This is a genomic window from Methylocystis sp. JR02 (assembly GCF_030063565.1).
GTDB lineage: Bacteria > Pseudomonadota > Alphaproteobacteria > Rhizobiales > Beijerinckiaceae > Methylocystis > Methylocystis iwaonis.
Map to the genome: position 1 here is coordinate 3,011,902 of NZ_JASIRC010000001.1, position 12,931 is coordinate 3,024,832.

At 65.4% G+C, this 12,931-nt stretch carries 9 protein-coding genes; 1 reads left to right on the forward strand and 8 read right to left on the reverse strand.

All coding sequences use genetic code 11. The annotated features are described in order from the left end of the window. Window position 1 precedes the first annotated feature (1 nt). The 6 genes from QNA11_RS14385 to glgX form a co-directional block, all read right to left on the reverse strand. Window positions 2-583: a DsbE family thiol:disulfide interchange protein gene (locus tag QNA11_RS14385; protein WP_283483563.1), complete on the reverse strand. Its 582-nt coding sequence runs from the start codon at window positions 581-583 to the stop codon at window positions 2-4. Continuing rightward, window positions 580-753 carry a heme exporter protein CcmD gene (gene ccmD, locus QNA11_RS14390; protein ID WP_283483564.1) on the reverse strand — a complete coding sequence of 58 codons (174 nt, stop codon included), beginning with the start codon at window positions 751-753 and terminating at the stop codon, window positions 580-582. Before ccmD ends, QNA11_RS14385 begins: the two co-directional genes overlap by 4 nt. Beyond that, the gene (locus QNA11_RS14395) at window positions 750-1,520 is read right to left on the reverse strand and encodes a heme ABC transporter permease (protein WP_283483565.1); all 771 of its coding nucleotides are present in this window, start codon (window positions 1,518-1,520) and stop codon (window positions 750-752) included. Before QNA11_RS14395 ends, ccmD begins: the two co-directional genes overlap by 4 nt. Window positions 1,521-1,731: 211 nt before the next feature. Continuing rightward, window positions 1,732-3,093: a S41 family peptidase gene (locus tag QNA11_RS14400; RefSeq protein ID WP_283483566.1), complete on the reverse strand. Its 1,362-nt coding sequence runs from the start codon at window positions 3,091-3,093 to the stop codon at window positions 1,732-1,734. Continuing rightward, window positions 3,090-4,445, reverse strand: a complete 1,356-nt coding sequence (locus tag QNA11_RS14405) for a murein hydrolase activator EnvC family protein (RefSeq protein ID WP_283483567.1) — start codon at window positions 4,443-4,445, stop codon at window positions 3,090-3,092. The genes QNA11_RS14400 and QNA11_RS14405 overlap by 4 nt, the downstream gene beginning before the upstream one ends. Before the next feature lie 42 nt (window positions 4,446-4,487). After that, a complete protein-coding gene (glgX, locus tag QNA11_RS14410; RefSeq protein WP_283483568.1) occupies window positions 4,488-8,603 on the reverse strand; it encodes a glycogen debranching protein GlgX in 4,116 nt (1,371 codons plus the stop codon). A gap of 244 nt (window positions 8,604-8,847) precedes the next feature. Here glgX and QNA11_RS14415 point away from each other — a divergent pair, with 244 nt between their 5' ends. Next, window positions 8,848-10,158, forward strand: a complete 1,311-nt coding sequence (locus tag QNA11_RS14415; RefSeq protein WP_283482376.1) for an IS4 family transposase — start codon at window positions 8,848-8,850, stop codon at window positions 10,156-10,158. A 50-nt stretch (window positions 10,159-10,208) separates the two neighbouring features. Here the strand turns inward: QNA11_RS14415 and glgA are convergent, their stop codons facing one another. Further along, the gene (gene glgA, locus QNA11_RS14420) at window positions 10,209-11,660 is read right to left on the reverse strand and encodes a glycogen synthase GlgA (RefSeq protein ID WP_283483569.1); all 1,452 of its coding nucleotides are present in this window, start codon (window positions 11,658-11,660) and stop codon (window positions 10,209-10,211) included. Further along, window positions 11,657-12,919, reverse strand: a complete 1,263-nt coding sequence (glgC, locus tag QNA11_RS14425; RefSeq protein WP_283483570.1) for a glucose-1-phosphate adenylyltransferase — start codon at window positions 12,917-12,919, stop codon at window positions 11,657-11,659. The genes glgA and glgC overlap by 4 nt, the downstream gene beginning before the upstream one ends. Window positions 12,920-12,931 lie beyond the last annotated feature (12 nt).

Sequence of the window (12,931 nt, forward strand, 5' to 3'; positions counted from 1 at the left end):
CTTACTTGCCCATCGCCTTTTCGATCTCCGGCAGGAGCGTCGTCGCCACCGCCGACGGCGACAACGGCCCGACGAATTTATAGGCGATGGTCCCGTCGCCCTTGATCACGAAGGTTTCCGGCACGCCATAGACGCCGAAGTCGATCGCCGTGCGACCCGCCGGATCGACGCCGACGCGCTGGAAGGGATTGCCGCCCGCCTGCAGGAAGCCCAGCGCGTTGGCGGGCTCGTCCTTATAGGACAGGCCATAGATTTCGACGCCTTTCTCCTTCAGCCCCGCATCCCGCGCCATGGCCATCAGCACAGGATGTTCCTGCCGGCAGGGCGCGCACCAGCTCGCAAAAATATTGACGACGCTGACATGGCCCTTGCGCAGGTCTTCGGTCGAAAGACCGGGCGTGTCCTTGAGGCCATCGAGAGCAGGAAGGTTGAAGGTCGGCGCGGGCTTGCCGATCAGCGCCGAAGGGATGCGCGAGGCGTCGCCGGCAAAGAGCCGGATGAGGAACAGCCCCGCGAGCAGGGCGAAAAGGATGAGAGGCAGAAAACGCAGCGGCGAACGCTGGGCGATGACGGGTTCGCTCACGCCGCGCCTCCTTCATCCCGCTGGCCCTCATCCCTTTGCCCCTTGGCGCCGAAGCGGGCAAGCTCGCCCTTCAGGCGCCGGTAGTCGAGAATGATGCGCGCGGCGGCGCCGCCGATCGTCAGAAAGGCGATCGCATAGGCGAGCGCCACGAAAGTTTGATGTTCGCTCATTGCGCGGCCTCGAGCGTGGGCGCCTCGCCTTCGTCCCGGGCCGCCTCCTGCAGCGCCTGCATCGAGAGGCGAGCGAGGCGGCGGCGCAGGATTTCATTGCGGATCGCCATGAAATGCAGGGTCAGGAACAAAAGCGTTCCGGCGAGCGCCATGACCAGCAGCGGCCACAGCATGGAGCCCGAGATCGTCGGCCCGCCGATGCGGAAGACGGAAGCCGGCTGATGCAGCGTGTTCCACCAATCGACCGAATATTTGATGATCGGAATGTCGATGGCGCCGACCAGCGTCATGATCGAGGCGATGCGCGCGCCGCGCGGGGTGTCATCCATGGTCTGCCGCACGGCGATGAGGCCGAGATAGAGCAGGAACAGCACCAGCATCGAGGTGAGCCTTGCGTCCCACACCCAATAGGTCCCCCACATCGGCTTGCCCCACAGCGAGCCGGTGACGAGGCAGACGAAAGTGAAGGCGGCGCCGAGCGAGGCGGCGGTCTTCTGCGCGGCGTCGGCGAGCGGATGCTTCCAGACCAGAACGCCGAGCGAGGCCGAGGTCATCACGACATAAGCAAAGATCGCCAGCCAGGCCGACGGCACATGGATATACATGATCCGCACCGTCTCGCCCTGCTGATAGTCGGGCGGCGCGGTGAAGGCGCCGTAGAGCCCGACCGCGAGCAGAATGAGCGTGAGGCCGGAGAGCCAGGGCAGGACGATGCGCGCGAAATTGAGGAAGCGCGTCGGATTGGCGTAGTCGAGGATATTCGGCATCGTGGAACGTCGGATCCTTCGATAATCTGGCCTCTGGATTCCCGATCAGGCTTCGCCTGTCGGGAATGACATCGCCTTTTAAGCGCCCGCTGTCATTCCCGACGCGCGAAGCGCGATCGGGAATCCAGAGCAGCGGCGCCCAACCCCCAGAAATGAGAAAGCGGACCCCGCTTTCCTGCGGCGCCCGCTTTTCTAGCCCTGTCCGCCCCGCTTAATTGGCCTTGGTCGGAGCTTTTGTCGAGTCCTTGGCGATTTCCTTGGTCTGCTCGGCGATGATCTGCGCCCGGGACTTGCCGTGCAGCAGGTCGATGGCCGCGGTCAGTTGCTTGTCCTTCTTCTCGTCCGGCGGGACATAGGCCTGCGAGCCCGACTTCTCGTCCTCGCCGTTCTTGAGATGGCCCTTGAGCGAGGCTTCGCCCTTGGTGTCGTCCTTGCCCTTCAGCTCGTCCGGCACGTCCTGCAGGATCTGCATGTCGGGATCGATGCCCTTGGCCTGGATCGAGCGGCCCGACGGCGTGTAGTAGCGCGCCGTGGTGAGGCGCAACGCGCCGGCCGCGCCGCCGAGCGGGATGATGGTCTGCACCGAGCCCTTGCCGAAGGAGCGCGTGCCGATGAGCGTCGCGCGCTTGTGGTCCTGCAGCGCGCCGGCGACGATCTCCGAGGCCGAGGCCGAGCCGCCGTTGATCAGCACGACGACCGGCTTGCCCTTGGAAAGATCGCCCGGACGGGCGTTGTAGCGCTGGGTCTCGTCGGCGTTGCGGCCACGCGTCGAGACGATTTCGCCCTTGTCGATGAAGGCGTTGACCACCTGGATCGACTGGTCGAGCAGACCGCCCGGATTGTTCCGCAGGTCGATGATATAGCCCTTGAACTTGTCGGCCGGGATCTCCTGCTGCGCCTTGGCCATGGCGTTGCGCAGGCCGTCTGCCGTCTCCTCGTTGAACTGGGAGATGCGGACATAGGCGATGTCATTGTCCTGGGTCCGCGAGCGCACCGATTTGATGTGAATCTCGGCGCGGGTCATTTTGACCTCGATCTTGTCCTTGTCCTTGCCGCGGTAGACCGTCAGCTTGACCGGCGTGTTGATCTGGCCGCGCATTTTGTCGACGGCCTGATTGAGCGTCATGCCCTGGACGTTCTCGTCGTCGATGGCGCCGATGAGGTCGCCCGACATGATGCCCGCGCGCGAGGCCGGCGTGTCGTCGATCGGCGTGACAACCTTCACGAGGCCGTCTTCCTGGGTGACTTCGATGCCCAGACCGCCGAACTTGCCCTCGGTCTGCGTCCGCATGTCCTTGAAGCCCTTGGCGTCGAGGTAGCTCGAATGCGGATCGAGCGAGGTGAGCATACCGTTGATGGCGTTTTCGACGAGCTTCTGCTCATCTGGTTTCTCGACATAATCGGCGCGGACCTTGTCGAACACGTCGCCGAAGAGGCTCAGATTTTTATACGTATCGGCGGTGGTGGCGGCGGCGGCCGGCGCGCCGATCAGAGCGCGAGCCTGTTGGCCGAGCGTCGCGCTTCCGGCTCCGATGACGATTCCGGTAGCGATTAGAGCAGTTTTGCGAATCATCCGCCGACCTTCCGACTGTCTGACTTGGCCCACCATGGGCTCGAGTCGATCGAGTTACCGTCCTTGCGGAACTCGACATATAAAATGGGTTGTTTCGCGCCGATCGCGACGGTTGCGGCCGTCTGCGCGGCTCCGTCTCCCATGCTGGCCACCGGCTCGCCCGCCAGGACGAATTGTCCGACGTTCACGTTTGAGCGATTCATGCCGGCCAGGACGACATAATAGCCGTCGCCTGCGTTAAGGATCAAGAGTTGTCCGTAGCTTCTGTATGGTCCCGAGAATAGAACCCAGCCGTCGGAGGGCGCGACCACGACGCCATTGTCCCTTGCGCCGATGTAATAGGCTTTTTCCTTGCCGCCGAAACCGTCCGGCGCGCCGAAGCGCTTCAGCACCGGCCCCGCCACCGGGAAGTTGAGCTTGCCCTTGAGGTCGGCGAAGGAGACAGCGGGCGCGAGACGCGCCGCGTCCTTGAAGGGCGCCGCCAGCGCCTTGCGGCGTTGCTCCTCGCTGAGCTTTGCCTGCGCCGCCGCCCGTTCCTCATCGGCCTTGCGCGCCGCCTCCGCCGCCTTGCGGGCGGCTTCGCTTTCGGCCTCCATGCGCGTGATCAGATCTTTCAGGCTGGACGCCTGCCGCGCCAGCGCCGCAGAGCGCGCGGCCTCCTTCTGCATCGCCGATTGCGCGGTCTCGATCGCCTCCTGCCGCATGGCGATCAAGTCGCCGAGCCGCGCGCGTTGCTCGGCCAGCGCCTTCTTCTCCTCGCTCAGGCGGTCCTGCTCGTGGCGGGCCATGTCGCGAAGACGGACAAGCTCGGCGAGATCGTCCTGCAGCGCGCGCGCCTCGGCGCGCATTTGCGGCAGCATATCGCCCAGCGCCAGCGAGGCGCGCAGAGCGTCGAGAATATCTTGCGGGCGGGCCAGGAGCGCGGGCGGCGGGCGCCGGCCCATGCGCTGGAGAACCATCAGCACCTCGCCGATCGTCGCCCGGCGGCTATCCAGCGAGTCGACGATTTTTTTCTCGTCACCGGCAAGCTTGGCCAGTCTTTCTTCGATCTGGGCCGCGTGCTCTTCCGTCTCCTGCAGACGGCCGGTCGCCTCGAGCAGCACTTTGGTGAGGTTTTCGCGTATGGCGGCGTGCGAGGCGATCTCTCCTTCGAGCTTCTTCGCCCGCTCTCTCGCCTCGTCTATCGTGCTCTCGACCCCGCGCAGCTCCAGGCGCTTGATCGATAGATCGCTTGAATCGCCCGCCTTTTCCTCAGCCTGCGCGGAAAGGGCGGCGGCCAGCGACAGCAGGACGAAGAGACCACGCCCCTCGCCTGTCCGCAGTTGCTCGCTCGCCCATGTCATGCGCGCCATATAGCCTGGTTCCATGAAGAGCCGCGACTATGCCGACTCAATCTAGACCGAAATGCGGCGAATCCCAGCGATGATCGCCGCCGCGCGCGGGGTCGAGAAAAGCGCTTCTACCGAAGGGCCGAGCTTGCGCCGCCAGTTGGGCCGCTCCGCATCCGTGCCAGGGAGATTGACCGCGACGCTTTCGCCAGCCAGATCGTCGAGCTGCGCCATGGCGAGCAAAGACGGCGCGCGGGCGGCGAAGCGATGCAGCGCAGCCGCGAGCGCATCGTCGAACGCCATATCTTCCGCAGCGGCGTTGAACAGCCCCTCGTCGCGCAAGGCGTCGAGCATCGCGCGCTTGTCTTTTGCGCGCGTTTCGCGCTCGGCCGCCGCCGCTTCAGGCGCGAGAAGCGCAAGCCTTTCTTTTTCGTCTATATCCGCGCCGCGCCACCACCCTTCCAGGGTCGGCAGGTCATGGGTGGAGACGCAAGCCATCGCCTTTACCGGATAATCGCTCGGCCGGATGAAGCCCGCGCCGGCGCGCTCGAACCAGACCACGCGATAGCTCAGCACATTCGCCGCCTCCAGTCGCTCGCGGAAACCCCAGGGCAGCGTGCCGAGGTCTTCGCCGACGACCATGCAGCCGGCGCGCCGACTCTCGAGTGCAAGCTGCGCCAGCAAGGTCTCTAACGGGTAGGAGACATAGGCGCCGGCGCCGGCCTTCTCGCCCTCCGGCACGAGGAAAAGCCGCGCCAGCCCCATGGCGTGATCGATGCGCAGCGCGCCGGCGTGACGCATATTGGCGCGCAGCAGCTCGGCGAAATCCGCGCCGCCGTCTTTCTCGACCGCCAGCGGATTCGGCGCCGGCAATCCCCAGCTTTGGCCCTCGCGACTGAAGGGATCGGGTGGCGCGCCGATCGAGAAGCCGTCGAGGAGACGCGACGCCTTGCTCCAGCTCTCGGCGCCATCGGGCGCGGCGCCGACGGCAAGGTCGCGGCAGAAGCCGAGCGCAAGGCCCGCGTCGCGCGCGTCTTGCGCCGCTTGTGCGAATTGGCGATCGGCGATCCACTGCAGGAAGCGTTGGAAGCGAATGCGCGTTGCGTGCTCCAAGGCAAAAGCGGCGAGCGCATGTGGCGCGCCGTCGCGCAGCTCCTGCGGCCATTGGCGCCAATCCTCGCCGCCGCGCGCTTCGCTGATCGTCCCGAACAGCGCAAAACGCGTCAGCGCCTCGCCGCCTTCAGCGATAAATTTCGTGAAGTCGGCGACGAGCGTGTGGTCTTGCTGCTGATGCGCCAGCGCATCGAAACGCGCGAATGCTTTTTCGAGCGCCTGCTGTTTCAACGCATGAACGGCCGGATAATCGACCGTGTCGCGCGTCGAGAGCGCACGCGCAATTGTCTCATTGAAGCCGTCGCCAAGGAGGCTTTCGAGGTCGATGTAGAGCGAATCGAGAAAGCGTCTGTCCGACGGATAATAGGGGCTCGCGCGCGAGCGATCCTGGGAGGAGAGCGCATGCAGCGGATTGATCGCGACAAGCGCCGCGCCGGCCTCGGCGCTGTTTCGCGCGAGCCGCGCAAGCGTTGTGAAGTCGCCGATCCCCTGATCGCCCTCGCGACGCAAGGAATAGAGCTGCGCGGAGATGCCGAAGTCGCGACGCTCCTGCTGCAAATAGCATTGCGCGGGCGAAACGATCAGGCGGCAGGCGATGTCTTCATGCTCCGCGCGCAAAATGTAGCGGCCTGAATCGAGGGGCGGCAATTGCGCCTGATACCCGTGCGTCACGCGACCATCCACGCCCCGCCACGTATAGGGGGAGAGTGTCGGAAGTTTCACGATGCGCTCGTCGCGCCCGGTTTCATCCGATAAAATAAGGTTCGACGGCGCGCGGCAATCAGCGGCGGCGAGGCGCAAAGTAATTGCTTCTCCGTCACGCGCGACGGCGTGATGCGGTAGCGCGCGTCGATCGCGCGCGTCTGCGAGGCGGACGAGGCTGTCTGTGGCCTCAGTGCGCGTCTGCGCCGGCAGGCCGAGGGTTGCCAGCAGGTTCAGGAGCGTCTCTCGGGGAACGTCATGCGCCGCGCCGTCGACGTCGCGCCAATGCGGGGCGATTCCGGCAGCTTCCGCAAGATGCGCGAGCAGGGCGTCGGCTACGGGAGCGGGCGCGCGGCGCACGGTGGTTTTTTCTTCGACGAGAAGCAGGACGCTGCGCGCCGGCGCTGTCAGCCCGCCGGCAACGACCGAGACTCCGGCGCTGTCAGAGGGGTCGAAAGCCACGCGCCAGTCATAACCGTCGCGCGTGGGTGGCGGCGTCACTTCGCGAGGCGCCGGGCCGCGATGGAGGATTACGAGCGCGCGGTCGCCATTCGCATAAAGCGACGCAATCAGCGTCTCAGCGTCGCCGCGCCGCCAGTCTTCCTCGCGCATCGGCGCGCCGTCGGCGCCGAGCCATTCGACGTCGGGAAGAAGCGTTTCATCCTGCGCCCCGCCATCGAGAAAGCGATCGTCACGCAGACAGACATGCGCTTTGCGAAGCGCAATAAGCCGCGCGACCGTCTCGATCAGCGAAGGATCGGCCGCCCCCCAATCGAGCCAGCTTGTTTCATTGTCCTGCGCATAAGAATTGTTGTTGCCCTTTTGCGTATGGCCGAGCTCCGCTCCCATGGAGAGCATCGGCGTGCCGCGCGAGAACAGCAGCGTTGCGAGCAGATTGCGCTGGTCGCGCGCGCGCGCCGCAATGATTGCCGAATCGTCGGTCTCGCCTTCTGCGCCATTATTCCAGGAGAGATTTTCGGTCGTTCCGTCGCGCCCCTCTTCGCCATTGGCCGCATTGTGCTTGCGCTCATAGGAGACGAGGTCGCGCAGCGTGAAACCGTCATGGGCGGTGATGAAATTGACGCTACGCGACGGGCTGCGGCGCGGAAAGAAATCCTGCGAGCCGGCGAAGCGGGTGGCAAGCTCCGCCACACCGACAGCGTCGCCACGCCAGAAGCGCCGCACGCAATCGCGGTAGCGGTCGTTCCATTCGGCGAAGGCGGCCGGGAAATGCCCGAGCTGATAGCCGCCGGGGCCCATGTCCCAGGGCTCGGCGATGAGCTTCAAATCGCGCAAGACGGGGTCTTGCAGCAGGGCGGCGAGGAACGGCGCGTTGCGATTGAAGCCAGAGGGATCACGCGCGAGCGTCGTCGCGAGATCGAAGCGGAATCCGTCGACGCCGCCATAGATCGCCCAGGCGCGCAGCGCATCCATGGCGAGACGCACAACGGGCGCGCGGTCGAAGGCCAGGATATTGCCGCAGCCCGCGTCATTCACATAGCGCGCGCGGTCGTTGAGGCGATAATAGCTCGCATTGTCGAGACCGCGCAGCGAAAGCGTCGGTCCCCATTCGTCGCTCTCGCCCGTATGGTTGAAAACGACGTCGATGATGACGTCGAGCCCAACCGCATGCAGCGCTTCGACCGCTTCGCGCACCTCGCGCCATCCGCCGGGGGCGAGGCGCGGATCGGGGGCCATTATGGCGATGGGGTTGTAGCCCCAGTAATTCGTGAGACCCAGCGCCGGCAGATGGCGCTCGTCGATCCAGGCGGCGCAGGGCAAGAGTTCGAGCGTGGTGACGCCGAGCTTTGTGAGATGCGCGATGGACGCCTCATGCGCGAGGCCCGCGAATGTGCCGCGCAACTGCGGCGGCACATCCGGATGCGTCGCCGTGAAGCCCTTAACGTGCATCTCATAGATGATGGTGTCGCGCCACAAATGGCGTGGGCGCAAAGGCGACGCAGCTTCCGGGCGCGTTATCACGCATTTGACGACGAAAGGCGCACTGTCTTCCTGAGCAGCCGCGCCGGAAGCGAACATGCTTTCATGCAGCGCCGCCGCCCGATCGAGCATGAGCGCGTAAGGATCGATGAGAAGCTTGGCGCCATTGAAGCGGTAGCCTTCATGCGGCGCGTCGGGGCCGTAAGCGCGCAGGCCGTAACGCTGGCCGTCTTTCAATCCTTCGATATGTGCGTGGAAGACGTCGCCGGTTTTTGCCGGGAGGCGAATGCGCTGCGTTTCAGCGCCGCTTGCATCGAAAAGACAGAGATGAATTTCTTCGGCATGGGCCGAGAAGACGGCGACATTGGCGCCTGTATCGTCGAGCGTGACGCCGAGGGGTTCGGGGGCGCCGGGGGAGATGCGCATCAGGCCCCCTCCCTAGCCCTCCCCCGCTTGCGCGGGAGAGGGGACAGATTGTCGCCTTTATCCACTATGCCGATCGTGAGCGTCCCCTCTCCCGCTTTAGCGCTATCGAATGCACACATCGTGATTGCCTCGGTGGGGTCTGTTTGATTCCGTGGGTCGCGTATTGATTCGCGGGGTGGGGCATGGCGATTTCGTATGGACTGGGGCGGTTCGGCGACCGCCGCCTGGAAAAAGGGGGGTCTCGTTGCATCGGGGCCTCGTCGCGCGGCCGTGCGCGCGCATCCGTCGGATCGCCGGCGGGCGGCGGGCGCAGGAGGTGCGGCTCGCGCGCTTCCTGCGCAATCCTGCAGTGACAGCCGAGGAGATGGCGCGGCACGCCGCCGGGCTCACAGCGGCGCGGGCGGCGGGTCGCGACATAGTGGTGGCGCAGGACACCAGCGAGCTGGCGCTCGGCGGCAAGCGCGCGCAGGCGAACGGCTATGGGCCGGTCGGCAAGGGCGGCGGGACGCGCGGCCTTTTGCTGCACGCGGCCCTGGCGCTCGACGCCGGCACGGGCGCGCTGCTCGGCCTCGCTCATGCCGAGGTCTGGAACCGCGACACGGGGGCCAAGGTCGCGGCGCGGCGCTCGCGCGCGCTCGCGGACAAGGAATCGCAGCGCTGGCTCGATGTGGCGGCGCATGCGCGCGAGGATTTCGCGGCGGCGAAGCGGATCACTGTCGTCTCGGATCGGGAGAGCGACATCTACGCGCATCTCGCGCAGCGTCCGGGCGGCGTGGAGCTGATTGTGCGCGCCTGCCAGAACCGGACGATCGCCGCAGACGGCGAGGATGCGATCGAGCTTTTGTTCCCCTTCGCCGACGGATTGGCCGAGGCGGGCCGCTTCGTCGCCGAGATCCCGGCGGCTCCGGGACGCAAGGCGCGCAAGGCGGCGCTCGCGGTCCGCGTCTCGCCGGTCACTTTGCGCAAGCCGCGCCACGGCGCGCGCGACTTGCCGGACGCGGTCGGCGTGACTTTGGTCGACGTGCGCGAGGTCGGGGCCGCGGAGGGCGTCGCGCCCATTCATTGGCGGCTTCTCACGACCCATGCGGCGACGAGCCTGGCCGAGGCGCGCCGGGTGATCGACCTCTATCGAATGCGCTGGACCATCGAGGAATTCTTCCGCACGCTGAAGACGGCGGGCTTCGAGATCGAGCAGGCCGACATCTGCGATCCGAAAGTGATGATCAAGCTGGTGGCGGCGACGGCGGTCGCCGCGGTGACGGTCATGCAACTGGTCAAGGCGCGCGACGGCGCGACCGACCAGTTGCTGACGGACGCTTTCGAGCCCGAGGACGAAGCGCTGCTCGAGGCCGTCTCGGCGAAGCTCGAGGGCGCGACGGCCCGCCAGAAGAACCCCCACCGCAAAGGCAGCCTCGCCTTCGCCGCCTGGGTCGTCGCCAGGCTCGGCGGCTGGACCGCCTATTACGGAAAGCCCGGCCCCAAAGTAATGCGCCAGGGCCTCGACGACTTTCGACGAATAAAGTTCGGAGCCGCGCTGACCTTCTACGATGTGTGAATCCGATAGCGCTTTAGCGGGGGAGGGACAGGGAGGGGGCAAGAAGCCCCTCAACTTCGCGAGGCGATCGCCTCGCGATACAGCGCCGCATAGCGTTTCGCCGGATGGCGCCAGGAGACGTCCGTGCTCATGCCGTTCAATTGCAATTTGCGCCACGTGTCCTTGTCCCTGAAAATTTCCTGCGCCCGGCGAAGCGCGATGTCGAGCGCCTCCGCTGTCGGCGGTGAAAATTGGAAACCTGTGGCGACGCCGGCCTGCAGCGCCATCTCATTCGCGTCGACGATCGTATCCTTCAATCCGCCGACGCGCGAGACGATCGGCGCCGCGCCGTAGCGCAAGGCGTAAAGCTGCGTCAGCCCACAAGGCTCGAAGCGCGACGGAACGAGGAAGGCATCGGCGCCCGCCTGAATAAGATGCGCCAGATCCTCGCTGTATCCGACCCACACGGCGACGCGGCCGGGATAGGCGTTCCGCGCGGCAAGGAAGCTTTCTTCGAGATGCTTCTCGCCCGTGCCGATCAAGGCGAGCTGCGCGTGACGCGCCATGAGCGACGGCAGAGTGGCGAGCAGCATATCATGCCCCTTCTGCCAGGACATGCGGCTGACGACGCCCAGCAGAAAAGCCTCGGGGTCAGCGTCGAGATGCATGCGCTTTTGCAACGCCACTTTGTTTTTCGTGCGGGCGGAGAGGGTCGCGGCGTCATAGGTCGCGTCGATGCGCTCGTCCGTGGCGGGGTTCCAGACGTCTTCATCGACGCCGTTGAGAATGCCGCTCACGACGTCGGCCCGCGCGCGCAGCAGGCCGTCGAGCCCCATGCCGAATTCGGGCGTCTCGATCTCCTGCGCATAGCTCGGCGAGACGGTGGTGATGCGGTCGCAAAGCTGCAGGCCAGCTTTGAGAAAGCCGATCGCGCCGTAATATTCCACGCCTTCCATCCGGAAGGATTCGGGCGGCAGGCGCAGCTCCGTGAGCAGCTCCTTCGCGAACTGCCCCTGGAAAGCGATGTTGTGAATGGTGACGATCGTCGCCGGCCGCGGCCTGCCGCTGTAATGCAGATAGGCGGGCGCGAGCGCCGCCTGCCAATCATGGGCGTGCAGGACATCCGGCGTAAAATCGGCGAGCGCGCCCTGCGCCATCTGTGCGCCGACCCAGGCGAGCGCAGCGAAACGGAAGGCGTTGTCCGGATAATCGACGCCCTCCGCATTCGTGTAAGGCCCGCCCTCGCGCGCATAAAGATGCGGCGCAACGAGCGTATAGACGACGCTTGCGCGGAGACTACCGGCATGGACCCATGCGGGCCCGCCGAAGAGATCGTCGAAAGACAGAACCGTTTCGCCCGCGCCGAGCGCCGCAAGCGCTTCCGGATAGCCGGGGATGAGCGTGCGCGTCTCGACGCCTTCACTCGCAAGGGCGCCCGGCAGCGCGCCGACGACATCGGCCAACCCGCCGGTTTTGACGAGCGGACTCATCTCGGAGGCGACGGCGAGAACGCGAAGAGTCATGGCGCGAGCCTGTCGATCATCGGCTGCGTAATGAGGCAAATGCCCTGCTCGCTGCGCCGGAAGCGCCGCGCGTCTTCCTCAGGGTCCTCGCCGACGACGAGGCCCTGCGGAATGTGCACGCCGCGATCGACGACGACATTGGTGAGCCGCGCCGAACGGCCGATATCGGCGTAAGGCAGGATCACTGCATTCTCGACCGATGCGTAGGAATTCACGCGCACGCCGGTGAAGAGCAGTGAGCGGCGCAGCGTCGAGCCGGAGACGATGCAGCCGCCGGAAACGAGCGAAGAAAGCGCCTGTCCGCGGCGCCCCACCTGGTCGTGCACGAATTTGGCGGGCGGCGTAATCTCCGCATAGGTCCATATCGGCCAGTTGCGGTCATAAAGGTCGAGCTGCGGCACGAAATCGGTGAGGTCGATATTCGCCGCCCAATAGGCGTCGACAGTGCCGACGTCGCGCCAATAAGCGTGCGGCTCGCTTGCCGCGCGCACGCAGGAGCGCGAGAAATGATGCGCCACGGCTTTGCCGTGCTTCACGATGTAAGGGATGATGTCCTTGCCGAAATCATGCGTGGACGCAAGGTCCTGCGCGTCGCGGCGCAACTGGTCGTAGAGGAAGTTCGCCTCGAAGACATAGATGCCCATGCTGACGAGCGCGCGATCGGGATGGCCGGGCATGGCGGGTGGATCGGCGGGCTTTTCGATGAAGGAGATAATGCGGTCGTCATCGCCGACATGCATCACGCCGAAGCCCGACGCTTCGCTTCGAGGGATTTCGAGACAGCCGATGGTGACGTCCGCGCCTTGCTCCACATGCTGTTTGAGCATGTGTTCGTAATCCATCTTGTAGACGTGATCGCCCGCGAGCAGCACAATGTATTTTGGATCGTAGCCCTCGATGATGTCGAGGTTCTGATAAACAGCGTCCGCCGTGCCGAGATACCAATGATCTTCGGAGACGCGTTGGCTCGCCGGTAGAATGTCGAAGCTCTCGTTGCGCTCGACGCGAAAAAAGCTCCAGCCCCGCTGCAAATGGCGGATGAGACTGTGCGCCTTATATTGCGTCGCGACGCAGATGCGGCGAATGCCGGAGTTGAGCGCATTGGACAATGCAAAGTCGATGATACGCGATTTGCCGCCGAAATAGACCGCGGGCTTGGCGCGCCGGTCGGTTAATTCCATGAGCCGCGAGCCGCGCCCGCCAGCGAGAACATAGGCCATGGCGTGGCGCGCGAAAGGCGGATTGTCATAGGCGGCCATCAGTCACACCCA